Here is a 17,451-nt window from a genome sequence, read left to right on the forward strand (position 1 = left end):
CACTCCTCAGGGCTTAGTGATTGCAGTCCGGGCCGTGAACATGATCATCCTCGTCGGCGATCGCCGGCTCCATCTCCAGCTGCAGGCTGACCAGATTGGTGGCCTGGGGGCGCAGCAGCAGGTTGGCGTACTCGCTGTCGCCCTCCTCCACGTCGACGCCGATCAGCAACTGATCGCCAACGGCCTGGACCCACAGCTCCTTGCCCTGCCAGACCACGGCAAAACGGCTGCAGGAGGTTTCCAGCTGGGTGCCGTCGTTATCTTCGAGAATCAGTTGCAAGGCGTCGCTCATAAAATCTCCGAGGTGGGGGGGCCAGGTTCAGGTCATCTGGAAAGGATAGACCGAGCCCAGTTTAAGGATCTGCGTCAGTTCATCCAATGCCGTGCGGCACTCGATCAGCAATTGCGGATCGGCCAGATCAGCCTCGCTGAGACGGTCACGGTAATGCTTGTCGACCCAGGCCACCAGCCTGTCATGCAATTCGAGGCTCATCACCACCCCCGGATTGACCGCGGCCAGTTCCTGCTCCTTGAGCGCCACGCGCAGGCGCAGACAGGCCGGGCCACCGCCGTTCTGCATGCTCTGCTTGAGGTCGAACACCCGTACTTCACGGATCGGACCATTGCCGGCGGTCAGCTGCTCCAGGTAGCGCCAGACGCTGGCGTTGTTACGGCACTCCTCCGGGACCACCAGCAGCATGCTGCCGTCGGCGCGGGTCAGCAGCTGGCTGTTGAACAGGTAGGACTTGACCGCATCCTCCACGCTCACTGCGCTGTTGGGCACGCAGACCGCCTGGAAGTTGCCGCCACGACCGGCCAGCTTGCTACCCAGTTCGCCCAGTACCTTGTCGGTGTCGAGGAAGGCGTCCTGGTGATAGAACAGCACTTCGCCGTTGCCCACGGCGATCACGTCGTTGTGGAACACGCCCTGGTCGATCACCGCCGGGTTCTGCTGGGCGTACACCACGCCCTCCTCGCTCAGCCCGTGCAGGCGCGCCACCGCCTGGCTGGCCTCCAGGGTCTGCCGCGCCGGATAACGTGCCGGTGCCGGGTAGCGGCTGTCGAAGGCGCTGCGGCCGTAGACGAAGAACTCCACGCCAGGCTCGCCATAGCTCTTGCAGAAGCGCGTGTGGTTGGCCGCGCCCTCGTCGCCGAACTGACTGACCGCCGGCAAGGCCGGGTGATGCGCGAAATGCTCCTGGCTGGCGAACATGGCCTGCAGCACGCGACTGGTGGTCGGATGCTCGATCGAGCGGTGGAATTTGCAGTTGAGGTTGGCGGCCGTGAAATGCACGCGAGCGTCGGCCGTATCGGCGCTGGGGCTGACGGTGCAGGCGTTGGCCGTCCACATGCTCGACGCCGAGCAGCTCGCCACCAGCAGCGGCATGGCCTCGCGCGCGGCACGAGCAATCACCTCGGCATCGCTGCCGGTGAAGCCCAGACGGCGCAGCGCGGCCACATCCGGACGCTCCTGCGGGGCCAGAACGCCCTGCTTGAAGCCCATGTCCATGAGCGCCTTCATCTTCGCCAGACCCTGCTTGGCGGCCTCCTTCGGATTGGAGATCGCCTGGCTGTTGCTCTGCGATGCGACGTTGCCGTAGGACAGCCCACCATAGTTGTGGGTCGGCCCCACCAGGCCGTCGAAGTTCATTTCATAGGCAGTCATTACAGAGTCACTCCCGGAGTCAGGGTGGTGGGCAGGGTCAGGGCTTCGCTTTCCAGCGAGGCCACCGGGTAGGCGCAGTAGTCCGCCGCGTAATAGGCGCTGGCGCGGTGGTTGCCGGAGGCGCCAATGCCACCGAAGGGCGCGGTGCTGGCGGCACCGGTCAGTTGCTTGTTCCAGTTGACGATGCCGGCACGGCTATGCAGCCAGAACTGTTCGTAGCGCGCCTTGGAGTCCGACAGCAGGCCAGCGGCCAGACCGAAGGCGGTGGCGTTGGCCTCGGCGATCGCGCCGTCGAAATCGCTGTAGCGGATCACCTGCAGCAGCGGGCCGAAGAACTCCTCGTCCGGACGCTCGCTCACCGCCGTGACGTCGAGAATGCCCGGGGTCAGCAGCGCGGCATCGGCCTGCGGCTGGGTCATGGCCAGCAGCGCAGTGGCGCCCTTGGCCAGCAGATCGGTCTGCGCCTGCATCAGCTGAGCGGCGGCCTGCAGGGAAATCACCGAGCCCATGAACGGCGCCGGCTGCTCGTCGAAGCGGCCAACCTTGAGCTGCCCCGCGACCTGCACCAGGCGCGCCAGCAGCGCGTCGCCCCACTGCCCTTGCGGCACCAGCAGACGGCGGGCGCAGGTGCAGCGCTGACCGGCGGAGATGAACGCAGACTGGATGATGGTGTACACGGCCGCATCGATATCGGCGACCTGATCGACGATCAGCGGGTTGTTGCCGCCCATCTCCAGCGCCAGGATCTTGTCCGGACGCCCGGCGAACTGGGCGTGCAGCAGATTGCCGGTGCGGCTGGAGCCGGTGAAGAACAGCCCGTCGATACCCGGATGGCCGGCCAGGGCCACGCCGGTCTCGCGCCCGCCCTGCAGCAGGTTGAGCACGCCAGCGGGCAGGCCGGCCTCGATCCAGCATTTGACCGTCAGCTCGGCGACCTTGGGGGTCAGCTCGCTGGGCTTGAACAGCACGCAGTTGCCGGCCAGCAGGGCAGGCACGATATGCCCGTTGGGCAGGTGACCGGGAAAGTTGTAGGGGCCGAACACCGCCACCACGCCATGCGGCTTGTGCCGCAGCACGGCAGTGGCGTCGGCCAGCGGGCCGCTCTTCTCGCCGGTACGTTCACGGTAGCTCTGGATCGAGATGGCGACCTTGTTGACCATGCTGGTCACCTCGGTAGCGGCCTCCCACAGCGGCTTGCCGGTTTCCTCACCGATGGCGCGGGCCAGCTCGTCGGCATGACTCTTCAGCGCGGCGGCGAAGCGCTCCAGCACGGCGATACGGCCGTCCAGCGAGTGGGCTGCCCACAGCGAAAAAGCGCCGCGCGCCGCGTTGACGGCCTCGTCGACCTGGGCAGCGCTGGCGCCCTGCCCCTGCCAGACCACGGCCTGACTGACCGGATCGAGCGATTGCAAAGGCGCGCCCTGGCCGGGCCGCCACTGACCTGCGATGTAATGAGTGCTCATCTTGTTCTATCACTCCAGCATTCATCGGCGCTCCCGGAGGCCCGCCGCGGAAAACGAAAGACTCTTAACTCTTTGCCGACAGCGCTACGGCGCGCACCTGATCGCCTGCCGACAGTTGCAGGCGTCTGGCCGTCAGCGGGTCGACCACCAGGGTGCCGGCGGCCAGGCGCGCCGGGGCCGCGGTGATGCGACAGCCCTCGCGCTTGCGGTTGTGCACCAGGAAGGGCGCGGCATCGTCGCCCGGCGTGCCGATCGCCAGCACCAGGTTCTGGCTATCGCGCACGGCGCGGATCTTCGCGGTTTCCGCCTCGATGGCCGGGCCCGCGTCGAAGATGTCGACGTACCCCTGATAGCTGAAGCCCTCGGCCTTGAGCATGCTCAGGGCGGGCTCGGTATCGGGATGTACGCGGCCGATCACCGCACGTGCCTCGTCGGAAAGGAAGCAGGTGTAGAGCGGAAACTTGGGCATCAGCTCGGCGATGAAGGCCTTGTTGCCGACCCCGGTGAGGTAGTCCGCCTGGCAGAACTCCATCTTGAAGAAGTGCCGGCCGAGGCTTTCCCAGAACGGCGAACGGCCACTGGCATCGGACATGCCGCGCATCTCAGCGATCACCTTGTCGCCGAACAGCTCGCGGAACTCGGCGATGAACAGAAAGCGCGCCTTCGACAGCAGGCGGCCGTTCAAGCCGGTGCGATGATCGGCGTGCAGGAACAGCGAGCACAGCTCGGAGTTGCCGGTCATGTCATTGGCCAGGAACAGGGTCGGCACCTGGCGATGGATGTTCAGCTCCTGCGAGGCGCACACGGTCAGGCCGACCCGGTAGTTGTACCAGGGCTCACGCAGCCCCACCGCGCCGGCCACGGCGGAAATGCCGACCACCTTGCCGGCATCGTCCTCCAGCACGAACAGATAGTCGGCGTCGGCTCGTTCGGCCTGGCCGCGGAAGGCCTTCTCGGCCCAGCCAACCCGATGCGCCAGGCGCTCCTCGTTGGCCGGCAGGGTAGTCAGGCCGGTGCCGGTACTGCGCGCCAGGTCGATCAAGGCCGGCAAGTCGGCATTGCGCACGGGACGAACGATCATGGATCCTCCGGATCAGCTATTTGCTTGAAGCGGCCAGTGTCGACTCGCCGCCTCGGTTTAAACCGCCACCAGCCTGACGCTGGCGCCCTCGCCGACACCCAGCGCCTCGGCAGCCTGCGGGCTGAGCGTCACGGGTTTGCCCGGCACCCAGTCGAGGTCGGCGACGATGGCGCGGAAATCCTGCAACTGGCCGTTGCTGACCAGGTACTGGCGCCCGCTCGTCTCGGCCTCGCCGATCTTCACCGGCACCAGACGGCTCTGGGCGATGCTGCGAATGCCCGAGGTGCGGGCGTGCAGGGTCGGACCGCCATCGAAGATGTCGATGTAGTGGTCGGTCTCGAAGCCTTCACGCATCAGGATGTCGAAGGTGATCTGCGCCCGCGGATGCACCTGCCCCATGGCCTCCTGCGCCTCGTCCGGCAGCAGCGGCACGTAGATGGGGTAATGCGGCATGAGCTCGGCGAGGAAGGTGCGGCTCTTGAGCCCGCACAGACGCTCGGCCTCGGCGTAGTTCATGTCGAAGAAGTTGCGCCCCACGGCGTCCCAGAACGGCGAATCGCCGTGCTCGTCGCTATGGCCGACGATCTCCACCACCACCGCGTCGGCGAAACGCTCGGGATGACCGGCCATGAACAGCAGGCGGCCACGCGAGTTGAGCTCGGCGAACACGCTGCTGACCAGCGGCCGCTCGACGTAGAAGCTGGTGAGCAGGCTGTTGCCGGTCAGGTCGTGACACAGCGACAGCACGTGAATCTTGTTGTGGATCTTCAGCTCGCGCGAGTTGTGCACGAAGGTCTCGTTGCGGAAGCTGTAGAACGGTTCGGAGTAGCCGGCCGAGGCGACGATGGCCGAGCAGCCGACCAGGCGCCCGCTGTCGCTGTCCTCGAGGACGAAGAAATAGCTTTCCTCGCCGTTGAAGCTGACTTCGGCAGCGAAGGACGCCTCGGAGGCAGCGATCTTGTCACGCAGCCGATCGGCGTCGTCCGGCAGTGAAGTGACGCCCACCGGGCTATCGGCGGCAAGTCGCTGCACATCCGCCAGGTCCGCCATTTGCGCAGGGCGCATTACCAGCATGGGGTCACTCCTTTTTCAAGAAAAGCTCCGGTGACCGCGCACGGGCAGCCGGAGAACGCCAGGCCAGAGGCCCGGCACACACAGGAACATCATCCGTGGGAGAAGCCCGGCACTACCTGCGCCGGGCGTTCGCTCAGGCGTTGGCCAGCTTGCTCAGCGCACGCTCGAAACGGGCCAGGCCTTCTTCGATATCGCGCTCTTCCACCACCAGGCTCGGGGCGAAACGCACCACGTCCGGACCGGCCTGCAGAATCATCAGCCCTTCCGCGGAAGCGGCGTCCAGCACCTGCTTGGCCTTGCCCTTCCACGCCTCGTTGAGCACGCAACCGAGCAGCAGCCCCATGCCGCGCACCTGCTCGAACAGACCGAACTGCTTGCCGAGCGCCTCCAGGCGTTGCTTGAACTGCTGGTGCTTGACCTTCACGCCATCCAGGGTCTCGCGGGTATTGACGATGTCCAGCACCGCCTCGCCCACTGCACAGGCCAGCGGGTTGCCACCATAGGTGGTGCCGTGGGTACCGGGGGTAAAGTGCTTGGCCAGGTCGGTGGTGGTGAGCATGGCGGCGATGGGGAAGCCACCCCCCAGGCTCTTGGCGCTGGAGAGAATGTCCGGCACCACACCATAGTGCATGTAGGCGAACAGTTCGCCGCTGCGGCCCATGCCGCTCTGCACCTCGTCGAATACCAGCAGCGCGTTGTGCGCGTTGCACAGCTCACGGGCGCCTTCCAGGTAGGCTTTCTCGGCCGGCAGCACGCCGCCCTCGCCCTGGATCGGCTCGAGTACCACTGCGCAGGTCTTGCCGGAAATGGCCGCCTTCAGCGCCTCCAGATCGTTGTAGGGCACGTGGGTGATGCCCTGGATCTTCGGACCGAAGCCGTCGGAGTACTTTGGCTGGCCGCCGACGCTGACGGTGAACAGGGTACGGCCGTGGAAGCTGTTGAGCGCGGCGATGATCTCGTGCTTTTCCGGGCCGAAACGGTCATGCGCGACACGACGGGCCAGCTTGAACGCGGCCTCGTTGGCCTCGGCGCCGGAGTTGCAGAAGAACACGCGCTCGGCGAAGGTCGCATCGACCAGTTTCTTGCCCAGGCGCAGGGTCGGCTCGTTGGTGAACACGTTGGAGATGTGCCAGAGGGTGTTGGCCTGCTCGGTCAGCGCCGCGACCAGCGCCGGATGGCAGTGGCCAAGCACGTTGACGGCGATGCCGCCGGCGAAGTCGATCAGCTCTCGACCGCTCTGATCCCAGACTCGCGAACCGAGGCCACGCACGGGTACGAAGGCGGCAGGGGCGTAGTTGGGGACCATGTACTGGTCGAAATCGGCGCGTTGCACCGCATCGTGCTGAACAGACATCGAAACTCTCCTGAAGAAGGAAAACCAGCCTGCAGCGGACCACACGGAAGACCCGTCACGGCAGGGAATGCAAGGATTGTAGGGACTGATTCGGGGTCGGCATTGCCGCCATGCGACAACTTCTTACAGCGCCACCCCAGGTTTTTCGCGGGTTTTCGTCAAAGCGACAGAAACCGTCGGAAAGGCGCAGTTTAAACGCAGTTCGATACCAGAGCGCACGTCGACGGAAAAATTCTCCGCAGGCTGACTGGTCGGTATCGAAACACTGGCTTGGCTCGCCATGAAATCCGGGAGCGGCCAGAGATCGCACCCGGATGGCATCCGGGCTACATCCAGGCTGGCGCAGGAGCGGGCTCTGCTTGCGAACCGTAAGGAGTGAGGGGAACGCCGAGGCCTCGCGAGCAGTGCTCGCTAAAGCAGGAAGGATCAGCCGCGCTCGACCGGGGTGGAGGTCAGTTCGAAGGGGCTGTTGCTGCGCCGCTGGTTGCGATCGTCGCGCGGGGTGGCGCCGAAGAAGTTGCGGTAGGCACTGGAGAAATGCGGCCCGGAGGAGAAGCCGCAGGACAGGCCGATCTGGATGATCGACTTGCTGGTCTGCATCAGCAGCTGGCGCGCCTTGTTCAGGCGCAGCTCCAGGTAGTACTGGCTGGGCACGCGATTGAGGTACTGCTTGAAGATGCGCTCGAGCTGACGACGCGAGACGCACACATGCTGGGCAATCTCGTCGGTGGTCAGCGGCTCTTCGATATTGGCCTCCATCAGCAGCACCGCCTGGGTCAGCTTGGGATGGCTGGAGCCGAGGCGATTCTGCAGCGGAATGCGCTGACGCTCGCCGCCTTCGCGGATGCGCTCGACCACCAGCTCCTCGCTCACCGCCCCGGCCAGCTCGGCGCCGTGGTCGCGCGCCAGCAGCGCCAGCAGAAGATCGAGCACCGCCAGGCCGCCGCAGGCAGTCAGACGATCACGATCCCAGTCGAACAGATGGCTGGTGGCGATGACCTTGGGAAAGCGCTCGGCGAAATCGTCCTGCCAGCGCCAGTGCACCGCCGCGCGATAGCCATCGAGCAGGCCGAGCTGGGCCAGCGGATAGACCCCGGCGGACAGCCCGCCGATCACGCAGCCGGCACGCACCTGCTGCTTCAGCGCCGCAGCCAGCCCGGCAGAGACCTGCGCCGGCGGTGTGTCGGCGAGCAGGAACAGCTTGTCCAGCCCATCCAGATGCCCCGCCCAGGGCTCGCCCGGCAGGCGCCAGTCACCCGCCACCAGCGGCTCGGCCTGGAGGAAGACCAGCTCGTACACCACTTCAGGATGCACGCGCTGGGCGACACGCAGGGCTTCCTCGGCCAGGGACAGGGTCAGGGCCTTGGTACCGGGCCAGTAGAGGAAGCCAATTCGATGGGGGGTCATGAGTGCCTGTTCAAAGTCTGCTACGCGCCGGGCCAGCCGCCTTGCAGCGGACCCTGGACGCAGTCTAGTCGTTTCTTACTTGAGACTGCCGGAAAGAAACTGCTTGAGACGTTCGGATTGCGGATTGACCAGAACTTCCTTCGGGCAACCGCGCTCCTCCACCAGACCCTTGTGCAGGAACACCAGCTGGTTGGAGACCTCGCGGGCAAAGCCCATCTCGTGGGTCACCACCACCATGGTGCGGCCTTCGGTGGCCAGGTCCTGCATCACCTTGAGTACTTCGCCGACCAGTTCGGGGTCAAGGGCCGAGGTGGGCTCGTCGAACAGCATCACCTCCGGCTCCATGGCCAGGGCACGGGCGATGGCCACGCGCTGCTGCTCGCCGCCGGACATGTGCGCCGGATAGGCGTCCTTGCGATGCGCCACGCCGACCTTGGCCAGGTAGTGCTCGGCCTTGTCGCGGGCTTCGGCCTTGCTTACGCCGAGCACGTGCACCGGCGCTTCCATGACATTCTCCAGGGCGCTCATGTGCGACCACAGGTTGAAGTGCTGGAACACCATCGACAGGCGCGAGCGCATGCGCTGCAGCTGCTTGGCATCGGCGGCGCGCAGTGAACCGTCCTTGGCCGGCACCAGCTTCAGTTCTTCGCCGTTGAGCAGGATCTTGCCGGCATGCGGCTGTTCCAGCAGGTTGAGGCAACGCAGGAAGGTACTCTTGCCCGAGCCGCTGGAGCCGATGATGCTGATCACGTCGCCAGCCTTGGCTGCCATCGACACGCCCTTGATCACTTCATGGCTGCCGTAGCGCTTGTGCAGGTCCTGAACTTCTAGTTTGTACATGGTTGCGTTCTCTTGAATCGGCACGGGTCAGGTCTTGCGCGGGGCCATGTAGGCCAGCCAGCGACGCTCGGCCAGCTTGAACAGGCGCACCAGAATGAAGGTCAGCACCAGATAGAACAGGCCGGCGGTGATGAAGGCTTCGAAGGGCATGTAGTACTGCGAACTGACCGTACGCGCCGCCCCGGTGATGTCGATCAGGGTGACGATGGAGGCCAGCGAGGTGGTGTGCAGCATCATGATCACCTCGTTGCTGTACTGCGGCAGCGCGCGGCGCAGCGCCGACGGCAGCAGGATGCGACGATAGAGCTTGGCCCGCGACATGCCCATGGCCTTGGCCGCCTCGATCTCGCCATGGGGCGTGGCCTTGAGGCTGCCGGCAAGAATCTCTGCGGTGTAGGCGCTGGTGTTGATGGCGAAGGCCAGGCAGGCGCAGAAGGTGGCGCTGGAGAAATACGGCCACATGAAGCTGTCGCGAATGACGTCGAACTGGGCCAGCCCGTAGTAGATCAGAAACAGCTGCACCAGCATCGGCGTGCCGCGGATCACGTAGGTGTAGAGCCAGGCCGGGAAGTTGACCAGGGGCGACTTCGACACCCGCATCAGGGCCAGCGGCAGTGCCAGGCTGAGGCCAACGGCCAGGGAAATCAGCAGGATTTTCAGGGTGACCAGCACGCCACTGAAATACAGCGGCAGGTTCTCCCAGATCATTTGATAGTCGAAGATCATAGGTCAGCCGCCTTGGTACCTACCGAGTAACGCTTCTCGAGGAAACGCAGCGCCAGCAGCGACACGCTGGTCAGCACCAGATACAGCGCCGCCACCGCCAGATAGAAGGTGAACGGCTCGCGGGTCGCGTCAGCCGCGTTCTTGGCCTTGAACATCATGTCCTGCAGGCCGACCACCGAGATCAGCGCGGTGGCCTTGGTCAGCACCAGCCAGTTGTTGGTGAAGCCAGGAATGGCGAAACGGATCATCTGCGGCACGAGGATGCGGAAGAACACCTGCATCCCGCTCATGCCGTAGGCTGCACCGGCCTCGCCCTGCCCCTTGGGAATGGCCATGAAGGCGCCGCGGAAGGTCTCCGACAGGTAGGCGCCGAAGATGAAGCCCATGGTGAACACGCCGGCGACGAAGGGGTTGATGTCGATGTACTCGTCGTAGCCGAGCAGCGGCGCGACGCGGTTCACGATGTCCTGGCCGCCGTAGAAGATCAGCAGGATCAGCACCAGGTCGGGAATGCCGCGGATCACCGTGGCGTAGGCCTCGCCGAGCATCGCCAGCCACCTGACCGGCGACAGGCGAAAGGCCGCCCCGAGCAGACCGAGAAAGATCGCCACTGCCATCGACGTAAGCGCCAGAAGCAGGGTGAGCCAGGCACCATCGAGTATGGTCGAGCCATAGCCTTGAAGCATGCGCTAATACCTCGTCGGGCACCGCAGCGGCGCCGCATAGCACAATGAAAATTGCCGGGAGCAGGTTCGCTACCGCCCCGCGGCGCCCACCGGGCGACCGCCGGCAATGACGATCACAGAGCGCCGCAGGCGAGACGCCACGACGCCGTACAGCATGAACCAGTAAAAAGTGGCACCGCCCGTTGCGGAGTCAGCGCCACCCTTTCTGCCTACGAACGCTTACTCGCCGTAAACGTCGAAGTCGAAGTACTTGTCCTGCACTTCCTTGTATTTGCCGTTGGCGCGAATGGCCAGGATGGCGGCGCTGATCTTGTCGGCCAGCTCCTTGTCACCCTTGCGCACGGCAATGCCCTGACCTTCACCGAAATACTTCACATCGGTGAAGTCCGGGCCGGCGAAGGCAAAGCCCTTGCCGGCATCGGTCCTGAGGAAACCGTCGTCGATGTTCACCGAGTCGGCCAGGGTGGCATCCAGGCGACCGGACTGCAGATCGAGGAACACTTCGTTCTGCGAGCTGTAACGCACCACCTCGGCACCGGCCGGAGCGAAGACGTCGGTGGCGTAACGGTCATACACCGAGGAACGCTGCACGCCGATCTTCTTGCCCTTGAGGTCGACCAGCGGATCCTTGATCTCGCTGCCCGCCTTCATGGCCAGCTTGGCCGGCGTGGCGTAGTACTTGCCGGTGAAGTCCACGGATTTCTTGCGATCTTCGGTGATCGACATGGACGACAGCACGGCGTCGAACTTGCGCACCTTGAGCGCCGGAATCAGGCCATCGAACTCCTGCTCGATCCACTTGCACTCGACCTTCATCTCTTCGCACAGGGCGTTGCCGATGTCGTAGTCGAAACCGGCGATCTGGCCGTCCGGGGTCTTGAAGGCAAAGGGAGGATAGGCCGCCTCGATGCCGATACGCAGCGGCTTCTCGGCCATGGCCAGGGGCGACAACATGGACAGCGCCAGGGCGCCGAGCAGTGCGATCTTCTTCATTCTTTGCTCCTTCGAATTGGGTATGGCATCGATGGCAGTGAGGGCCCGGGCCTTTTATGGATTGTAGAAGCAGTCGTGCGCCGTCATGTGCGACAGGCGACGCAGGGCCTTGGCTGGGTGAGCGGCATTCTAGCGGCAGGCATTGAGGCGATATTTCCTCAATGCGACAACTAATTACAGAAGCGCAGGAAGCGCCAGGCGCGGATATTGACAGTCCGGCAAAGGGGTGATCAAGAAGAAAAAGATCAAACGGTAATCTACAGCAAGACTCAGGCCATACATCGCGAAAAGCCCATTCCATGGGCGTTAACGCGTCTCGGAAATTTCCCTGTCACCGCAAACGGCACCGCATCGGAGCGGCAACGTTCCCTAACCGCCCAATCGCGGTGCGCACTGTTACCGCATGCGCACCGAGCGGGACAGCGATGAACGCTGATGGGCCGGGAAGCGGCTCTAGCCCCCCACACGCAGGCTGAGACGCGCCGCCACCTGGTTTTCCTCGCGGCGATCGAGGCCCAGCTCCTCGACGCGAATGCCCTGCCCTTCCAGCAGCTCGATCCAGCGCAGCAACTGGGCGAAGGCAGCCGGCTGCAGGCTGACCTGCACTGCGCCCTGCCCTTCGCCATCCAGACGCTCGATCACCAGCCCCTGCTCCGCTGCCGAGGCCGTGACCAGGCCCTGCAGACGCGCCGGGTCGGGACTGCTGCGCGGCTGCAGGTCACGCCCGCGTACTTCCGGCGCCCTGCTCTGCAGGTAGGCATACAGGGCGCGCTGCTCCTCGAAGGCCGCCCGCGCCGCCTGGGCATGGCGCTGCGCCGGCTGCCACAGCAGCAGGTAGAACAACACCAGCAGAAGAAACAGGCTCAGCGCCAGCAGGGCCAGGCGGTCCCGGGCGGGCAAACCCTGCCAGCGCTGCGCCAGCGTCGAGCGCTGCCACTGCAGTTGCAGGTTCTGATTGAATTCACGCCACGACGCCATGCTCATCCTCCTATCACCAGGCGCGCGCTGACGCCATCCGCCTCACGGCTCGCCGAGCCCATCTGCACTGCCTGGCCGGCCTGCTCCAGGCGCTCGCGCAGGCGTTCCAGCTCGGCAAAGCCGGGCGCCTGAATCTGCAGCGCCATGTCGGCACGAATGGCGCTGTAGTCCAGTTGATTGATCTGCACCTGCGGTGCGCCATCGGCGTGCAGCGCATCGGCCACCTCCGCCAGCAGCTCCAGCACCAGGCTGTCGCCACCGCCCGTCTGCGCCAGATGCTGATCGAACTGCGCCCGCAGGTTGATCAGGTTGCGATCTTCGGGAAACAGCTGGCGATACAGCGCCTCGCTGGAGGCGGCATAGGCATCGGCCTCACGCTGCAGGTACCAGCCCTGAGCCAGATTGAAGCCCCACTGCAGCAGCAGGCACAGCGCCACGACCCCGGCCAGCGGGCGCCAGCGCTGCCAGCCTGCCCCCGCCTGCACCTGGGCGAACTCACCCTGCGCCAGGTCGACGCCCGCCCCCTGCCGCACCAGCCACTGGTGCGGCTGCTCCAGCAGGTGCACCTCGTCGACCGGCTCGGGCAACGCCTGCCCGGCCGGCGCACTGGCGATACGGGGAGAAGGGCAGCGTCCGGCCAGCGCCGACCAGTTCTCCGTCTGCAGGGCCAGCCGCCAGGGCACCTCACCGCCCAGCAACCAGCGCGAACCGAGCCAGAGCAGCTGACTGCCCTGCTGCGGCAGCAGATCGGCATCCACACGAATCGCCTGCGGCGGCTGCGCGGCGCAGAGCGCCAGGCACTCACGCAGCCAGTCGGCCCGCAGCGCATAGACGCGATGACGGCCATCGGCCATTTTCTCGCCCAGCGCCAGATGCATCAGCTCGACATCCTCGGCGAGCAGCTCTTCCACCGCAAATGGCAGCGCCTGGCGCAGCCAGCGCGCCTTCTGCGTCGGCAGCTGCACCGCGCAGGTGGTCACCGCCTCCACCGGCAGCACCAGCTCCCAGCTGGCGGGCAGCTCGCGCAAGGCCTCTGCCAGACTCAGGGCCTGGCTCTGCTCCGGTGTCACCCGCTGCACCGCGAGCTCCAGCGACAGAGCGTGACAGGCCTCCGGCGGCAGAAAGATCCATGACTGATTCATTGTTGCTGTTCCTCAACCGGCACCGGCGGTGCGCCAGACTGCCCCAGATCACGCGCCAGGATACTGACCCGGCCATCATTGCTGCGCTGCAACAGGCTGCGCAACACCACACGGCGTTCGCCGAGACTGACCTCACTGAACACCTCGAAAAACTGACTACCCACTGCCAGCCCCTGCACGGCCTGCTCGCCAAGGCCAGCCAGCGCCGGCTGCGCGGCGAAGGCCGCGGGGCTGGGAAAGCCCTCGCTGCCTCGCACGGCGATCAGCGATAGCGCCACATCCGGGGTAAGGCTGTCGGCCAGACTGGTAAGGACCATGGCACCGGCAGTATTGACGTTGAGCAGCACGTCGCCGGGCAAAGCACTGACGTAGGGCAGCAGGCGGCGATAATCGAGCTCGTCCATGTCCAACAGCAGGCGCAGTTCGCTCACGTCGGCCAGTTCGCGATTGGCGCTGCGATAGGGCGGCGTGGCCAGCAGGTACTGGTTGTCCTCGGCGCCGTTGCTGCCCTGCGGCTCGTTGTTGCTATCGAGCCAATCGACCAGGCGCTCGGCATAGGGCTTCTCGATCCCCAGGCGCAACATCAGGCGACGCAGACGCAGCAGCGCCAGCTCGTTGGGCTGGCCCTGGCGCACCAGGCTGTTGAGGTTGAAGCGCCCGCTGGGATCGACGATGCGCACGCGCAGCTCGCCACCTTCGTCCAGCGGGAAAGGCGGCAGCGGTCTGGCCCAGAGCTCGCCAAGGTGATCGACCGGCTGGCGCGGATCGCCCTGGCGCAGGTCGCGCTGGAGAATGGCCTTGGCCAGCGTCTCGCCACCCAGGGCGTACTGCCAGGCCTGGCTCACGTGCAGATGATTGGCGCTGCTGCGGATGGACAGCTGTTGGCGGGCGATCAATCCGGCGCAGACCACCGTCACCACGGCGACCACCAGCAGCACGGTGATCAACGCCACACCCCGTTGCCGCGTCATGTCTGCGGCTCCTCGGGCTCTTCGTTGGGGACCTCGGGCCCGCCGAGATTCTCCGGGGCGATATCCGGCAATCGCAGCAGACGGCGCAGCTCGCCGTGCCGTCGGTGCTGCAGGCGCAGCTCCACCGCCTTCGGCAGCCCGGTCAGCAGGCCATCGCCCGAAGCATTGGCCGGTGGCCAGTCGGCTTGCCACTGGCCGTCCTTGTCCAGGTAGCGCAGGCTCACGGACTGCACCCCATCCAGCGCCTGCTGCACCTGCGGCTGGCTGTCCTGAGCGCGGTCCAGCACGCGCCAGTAGCGGCGCTGCCAGCGCTCACCACTGAGCTGCCAGCGTACCCGTTGCAACTCGGCACGCGGCTGGCCCAGCGGGTTGCGCCAGCCGGAACGGGTCAGCTCCAGGGCGCTGGCGTCAGCCAGATCGCTGCGCAGTGCCGGCTGGGGATCGCCGAAACCGTCGCGAATCGGCCGCACCACCACCTGGCGCAGGTCGCGCTCGAAGGCCGCCATGGCCCGCGTCAGCTCGCGCAACTGCTGTTCATGGGCGCGTGTGGCGGCATCGGCACTGAGCACGCTGTCGAGCATGCGGTAGGTGGCCAATCCCAGCAGGGCGAAGATGGCGATGGCGATCAATAGCTCGAGCAGGGTGAAGCCGCGCATCGCCCGGCCGCTTGACGCGCGACCACTTTGCTCACGAAGACGCTCGCCGCTACGGCTCATGGCGCCCCCAGAAAACCGCTGAGACTGACCACGGCCCGCTCGCGCAGATCGCCGCTGACGCCGCGTTGCTCGGCGGCGACCCACAGGGTCACGCGACGCATGGCCGGCTCGCTGGTGGCCTGGATCTCGCTCTGCCACAGCCAGCGCCGCCCGGCGAAATCCACCTGGCCCTGGTCGCGGCCATCGGCGGGCGGCGTCTCGGCCAGTTGCAGCTCCACCAGCTGATTGTCGGCCACCCACATGGCCAGGGTGCGCTCCTCCAGCTGCGCGGCCGTTCTGACGCTGCGCGCGCTGGCGGTGAGCACGCTGGCGGCGACCAGGGCGAAGATGGCCAGTGCCACCAGCACCTCGAGCAGGGTGAAACCGCGGGCGTGTTTCATCCGGCCCGTCCCGTCGGCAATTCCTCCAGACGCGGCAGCGCGAAACCGTCACTGGACAGCTGCAGGCGCAAGCCATCGCGGCGGCGCTCGGCCAGACGCAGACGAAAGGGGGTGAGCTCGCCGCTGGAGAGAATCAGCAGTTGCGGCGCCGCGGCCGAGCCAGTGGTGGTCGGCAGGTTCAGGGCCTCCCCTTCCACTTCGAACTGCAGCTCGGCCCACTCCGGCAGGCGATGGGCCTGCCGGTCGAGCGTCTGCCATTCGCCGCGCTGCGGATCGTAGCGCAGCACGCGATAGCCCTCGCGGGTAAAGCTCAGGCCGTACTCGCGATTGTCCAGCACCGCCTCCTCGCTGAGCACGCCGATCAACCCGCTCAGGCGCTCCGCCTCGCTGCGCAGCTCGCGCCCAGGCCCGGCAACGCCGCTGCTGAGCACAGCCAGGCCGATCAAGCTGCCGAGGATGACCAACACCACCAGCAGCTCGATCAGGGTAAAACCGCGCTGGGCAGAGCCGTGCCTGCGTCCGAAGGATGCCGCCGCGGGCATGATGGGGTCAGAGATCCCAGTTGCCGATATCGGCATTCAGATCGCTGCCGCCCTGCTTGCCATCGGCGCCGAGCGAATACAGGTCGTAGGCACCGCGGGTGCCCGGTGCCAGGTACTGGTATGGGTTGCCCCAGGGATCGATGGGCAGACGCTTGAGATAACCGTCCTTGTTCCAGTTCTTCGCCGGCGGATTGCCGCCCGGCTTGCTCACCAGCGCCTCCAGCCCCTGCTGGGTGCTGGGGTAGTTGTGGTTGTCGAGCTTGTACATGTCCAGCGCCGCGCCGATGGCACGAATATCGTTCTGCGCTGCCGTGACCTTGGCCTGATCCGGCCGGCTCATCACCTGCGGCACCACCAGCGCCGCCAGAATGCCGAGGATGACCACCACCACCATGATCTCGATCAGGGTGAAACCCGCCTGACGTTTACTCACCTGTTATCCCACCATTTGGTTCAACGAAAGAATCGGCAGCAGGATGGCCAGTACGATGACCAGCACCACCGCCCCCATGAATACCAGCATGAACGGTTCGAACAATCCGACCAGCAGGGCGATCTGCGCGCTCAGGTCGTTTTCCTGGTTCTTCGCCGTGCGTGCCAGCATCTGGTCCAGCTCGCCGGAGCGCTCGCCGCTGGCGATCATGTGCAGCATCATCGGCGGAAACTGCCCGGTGGCCTCCAGCGAGCGGGTCAGACTGCCGCCCTCTCGCACCTTCTGCGCAGCCACCAGCACCTCGCCACGAATCACCCGGTTGCCGATCACCTCGCCGGCGATTGCCAGCGCCTCGACCAGCGGCACGCCGCTGCGCGTGAGGATCGCCAGGGTGGACGCGAAACGTGCGCAGTCCGTGGCACGGCCCAGACGGCCGAGCAGCGGCACGCGCAGCAAAAAGGCATGCCAGCGCAGGCGCATCGCCTCATCGCGCAGCGCCGCGCGCAGCGCGATGATCGCCAGCGCCAGCACCACCACGGCCACCAGCCCCCAGGCCTTGACCCAGTCGCTCACGGCGATCAGCACGCGGGTCAGGGTCGGCAGGGTCTGCCCGGAATCGACGAAGACCTTGACCACGTCCGGCACCACGTAACCCAGCAGAAAGCCGACGATCAGCAAGGATGCGCACATCAGGATCAAGGGATACAGCAGCGCCAGCTGGACCTTCTGCCGCGACTGCTGGCGCTGCTCGGTGTAATCGGCCAGCTGTTCCAGCACCGGCCCGAGATGCCCGGCATGCTCGCCCGCCGCCACCGTGGCGCGGTAGAGCTCGGGAAAGGCGGCGGGAAACTCGCGCAGACTGCCGGCCAGGCTGTGACCTTCCAGCACGCGTGCGCGCACCGCCAGCAGCATTCCCTGAATACGGGCGTTGGTCGACTGCGCAGCCGCGGCGCGCAGCGCCTCCTCGATGGGCAGGGCCGCCTGCACCAGGGTGGCCAG

General features: G+C 65.9%; 19 protein-coding genes. All 19 read right to left on the minus strand.

From position 1 onward, the window contains the following. Positions 1-13 precede the first annotated feature (13 nt). Positions 14-292 (minus strand): hypothetical protein, encoded by a 279-nt coding sequence (locus N7333_RS17570; RefSeq protein ID WP_003244469.1) that lies wholly within the window; start codon positions 290-292, stop codon positions 14-16. Between the two features lie 27 nt (positions 293-319). After that, the gene (astB, locus tag N7333_RS17575; RefSeq protein WP_279859170.1) at positions 320-1,666 is read right to left on the minus strand and encodes an N-succinylarginine dihydrolase; all 1,347 of its coding nucleotides are present in this window, start codon (positions 1,664-1,666) and stop codon (positions 320-322) included. Next, the gene (astD, locus tag N7333_RS17580) at positions 1,666-3,129 is read right to left on the minus strand and encodes a succinylglutamate-semialdehyde dehydrogenase (RefSeq protein ID WP_279859171.1); all 1,464 of its coding nucleotides are present in this window, start codon (positions 3,127-3,129) and stop codon (positions 1,666-1,668) included. Before astD ends, astB begins: the two co-directional genes overlap by 1 nt. 64 nt (positions 3,130-3,193) lie before the next feature. Continuing rightward, positions 3,194-4,210 carry an arginine N-succinyltransferase gene (gene astA, locus N7333_RS17585; RefSeq protein WP_003244463.1) on the minus strand — a complete coding sequence of 339 codons (1,017 nt, stop codon included), beginning with the start codon at positions 4,208-4,210 and terminating at the stop codon, positions 3,194-3,196. A 57-nt stretch (positions 4,211-4,267) separates the two neighbouring features. After that, complete coding sequence (gene aruF, locus N7333_RS17590) at positions 4,268-5,284, minus strand: arginine/ornithine succinyltransferase subunit alpha (protein ID WP_003244461.1); 1,017 nt, start codon at positions 5,282-5,284, stop codon at positions 4,268-4,270. Between the two features lie 133 nt (positions 5,285-5,417). Beyond that, the gene (locus tag N7333_RS17595) at positions 5,418-6,638 is read right to left on the minus strand and encodes an aspartate aminotransferase family protein (RefSeq protein WP_279859173.1); all 1,221 of its coding nucleotides are present in this window, start codon (positions 6,636-6,638) and stop codon (positions 5,418-5,420) included. 426 nt (positions 6,639-7,064) lie between these two features. Then, on the minus strand, positions 7,065-8,045 hold the full coding sequence (gene argR, locus N7333_RS17600; protein WP_003244456.1) for a transcriptional regulator ArgR: 981 nt from the start codon (positions 8,043-8,045) through the stop codon (positions 7,065-7,067). Between the two features lie 75 nt (positions 8,046-8,120). Next, positions 8,121-8,885, minus strand: a complete 765-nt coding sequence (locus N7333_RS17605) for an ATP-binding cassette domain-containing protein (RefSeq protein ID WP_003244455.1) — start codon at positions 8,883-8,885, stop codon at positions 8,121-8,123. Positions 8,886-8,912: 27 nt separating this feature from the next. After that, positions 8,913-9,611: an ABC transporter permease gene (locus tag N7333_RS17610; RefSeq protein ID WP_003244453.1), complete on the minus strand. Its 699-nt coding sequence runs from the start codon at positions 9,609-9,611 to the stop codon at positions 8,913-8,915. After that, complete coding sequence (locus tag N7333_RS17615) at positions 9,608-10,297, minus strand: ABC transporter permease (RefSeq protein ID WP_003244451.1); 690 nt, start codon at positions 10,295-10,297, stop codon at positions 9,608-9,610. Before N7333_RS17615 ends, N7333_RS17610 begins: the two co-directional genes overlap by 4 nt. Before the next feature lie 219 nt (positions 10,298-10,516). Next, positions 10,517-11,290 (minus strand): ABC transporter substrate-binding protein, encoded by a 774-nt coding sequence (locus N7333_RS17620; protein ID WP_279859174.1) that lies wholly within the window; start codon positions 11,288-11,290, stop codon positions 10,517-10,519. A gap of 453 nt (positions 11,291-11,743) precedes the next feature. Further along, positions 11,744-12,268, minus strand: a complete 525-nt coding sequence (locus N7333_RS17625) for a type II secretion system protein M (RefSeq protein WP_003244447.1) — start codon at positions 12,266-12,268, stop codon at positions 11,744-11,746. Between the two features lie 2 nt (positions 12,269-12,270). After that, positions 12,271-13,410, minus strand: coding sequence for a type II secretion system protein GspL (gene gspL / locus N7333_RS17630; protein WP_279859175.1), 1,140 nt, complete (start codon positions 13,408-13,410; stop codon positions 12,271-12,273). After that, positions 13,407-14,381 carry a type II secretion system minor pseudopilin GspK gene (gene gspK, locus N7333_RS17635; RefSeq protein WP_279859176.1) on the minus strand — a complete coding sequence of 325 codons (975 nt, stop codon included), beginning with the start codon at positions 14,379-14,381 and terminating at the stop codon, positions 13,407-13,409. The genes gspL and gspK overlap by 4 nt, the downstream gene beginning before the upstream one ends. Then, on the minus strand, positions 14,378-15,037 hold the full coding sequence (gspJ, locus tag N7333_RS17640) for a type II secretion system minor pseudopilin GspJ (protein WP_003244442.1): 660 nt from the start codon (positions 15,035-15,037) through the stop codon (positions 14,378-14,380). The genes gspK and gspJ overlap by 4 nt, the downstream gene beginning before the upstream one ends. A gap of 56 nt (positions 15,038-15,093) precedes the next feature. After that, entirely contained in the window at positions 15,094-15,477 is a 384-nt protein-coding gene (gene gspI / locus N7333_RS17645; protein WP_279859177.1) for a type II secretion system minor pseudopilin GspI, read from the minus strand. After that, positions 15,474-16,019, minus strand: coding sequence for a type II secretion system minor pseudopilin GspH (gene gspH, locus N7333_RS17650; RefSeq protein ID WP_049767408.1), 546 nt, complete (start codon positions 16,017-16,019; stop codon positions 15,474-15,476). The genes gspI and gspH overlap by 4 nt, the downstream gene beginning before the upstream one ends. Positions 16,020-16,026: 7 nt before the next feature. Continuing rightward, positions 16,027-16,452 (minus strand): type II secretion system major pseudopilin GspG, encoded by a 426-nt coding sequence (gene gspG / locus N7333_RS17655; RefSeq protein ID WP_003244437.1) that lies wholly within the window; start codon positions 16,450-16,452, stop codon positions 16,027-16,029. Between the two features lie 3 nt (positions 16,453-16,455). Then, on the minus strand, positions 16,456-17,451 hold a 996-nt coding region (locus tag N7333_RS17660), incomplete at its 5' end, for a type II secretion system F family protein (protein ID WP_279859178.1).

The sequence above is a fragment of the Pseudomonas sp. GD04158 genome, from assembly GCF_029834875.1.
GTDB lineage: Bacteria > Pseudomonadota > Gammaproteobacteria > Pseudomonadales > Pseudomonadaceae > Aquipseudomonas > Aquipseudomonas hydrolytica.

What these genes read in the sequence shown, in the direction of transcription:
- N7333_RS17570 (WP_003244469.1), bottom strand. Translation starts at nt 292, where the DNA reads ATGAGCGACGCCTTGCAACTGATTCTCGAAGATAACGACGGCACCCAG.
- astB (WP_279859170.1), bottom strand. Translation starts at nt 1,666, where the DNA reads ATGACTGCCTATGAAATGAACTTCGACGGCCTGGTGGGGCCGACCCAC.
- astD (WP_279859171.1), bottom strand. Translation starts at nt 3,129, where the DNA reads ATGAGCACTCATTACATCGCAGGTCAGTGGCGGCCCGGCCAGGGCGCG.
- astA (WP_003244463.1), bottom strand. Translation starts at nt 4,210, where the DNA reads ATGATCGTTCGTCCCGTGCGCAATGCCGACTTGCCGGCCTTGATCGAC.
- aruF (WP_003244461.1), bottom strand. Translation starts at nt 5,284, where the DNA reads ATGCTGGTAATGCGCCCTGCGCAAATGGCGGACCTGGCGGATGTGCAG.
- N7333_RS17595 (WP_279859173.1), bottom strand. Translation starts at nt 6,638, where the DNA reads ATGTCTGTTCAGCACGATGCGGTGCAACGCGCCGATTTCGACCAGTAC.
- argR (WP_003244456.1), bottom strand. Translation starts at nt 8,045, where the DNA reads ATGACCCCCCATCGAATTGGCTTCCTCTACTGGCCCGGTACCAAGGCC.
- N7333_RS17605 (WP_003244455.1), bottom strand. Translation starts at nt 8,885, where the DNA reads ATGTACAAACTAGAAGTTCAGGACCTGCACAAGCGCTACGGCAGCCAT.
- N7333_RS17610 (WP_003244453.1), bottom strand. Translation starts at nt 9,611, where the DNA reads ATGATCTTCGACTATCAAATGATCTGGGAGAACCTGCCGCTGTATTTC.
- N7333_RS17615 (WP_003244451.1), bottom strand. Translation starts at nt 10,297, where the DNA reads ATGCTTCAAGGCTATGGCTCGACCATACTCGATGGTGCCTGGCTCACC.
- N7333_RS17620 (WP_279859174.1), bottom strand. Translation starts at nt 11,290, where the DNA reads ATGAAGAAGATCGCACTGCTCGGCGCCCTGGCGCTGTCCATGTTGTCG.
- N7333_RS17625 (WP_003244447.1), bottom strand. Translation starts at nt 12,268, where the DNA reads ATGGCGTCGTGGCGTGAATTCAATCAGAACCTGCAACTGCAGTGGCAG.
- gspL (WP_279859175.1), bottom strand. Translation starts at nt 13,410, where the DNA reads ATGAATCAGTCATGGATCTTTCTGCCGCCGGAGGCCTGTCACGCTCTG.
- gspK (WP_279859176.1), bottom strand. Translation starts at nt 14,381, where the DNA reads ATGACGCGGCAACGGGGTGTGGCGTTGATCACCGTGCTGCTGGTGGTC.
- gspJ (WP_003244442.1), bottom strand. Translation starts at nt 15,037, where the DNA reads ATGCGCGGCTTCACCCTGCTCGAGCTATTGATCGCCATCGCCATCTTC.
- gspI (WP_279859177.1), bottom strand. Translation starts at nt 15,477, where the DNA reads ATGAAACACGCCCGCGGTTTCACCCTGCTCGAGGTGCTGGTGGCACTG.
- gspH (WP_049767408.1), bottom strand. Translation starts at nt 16,019, where the DNA reads ATGCCCGCGGCGGCATCCTTCGGACGCAGGCACGGCTCTGCCCAGCGC.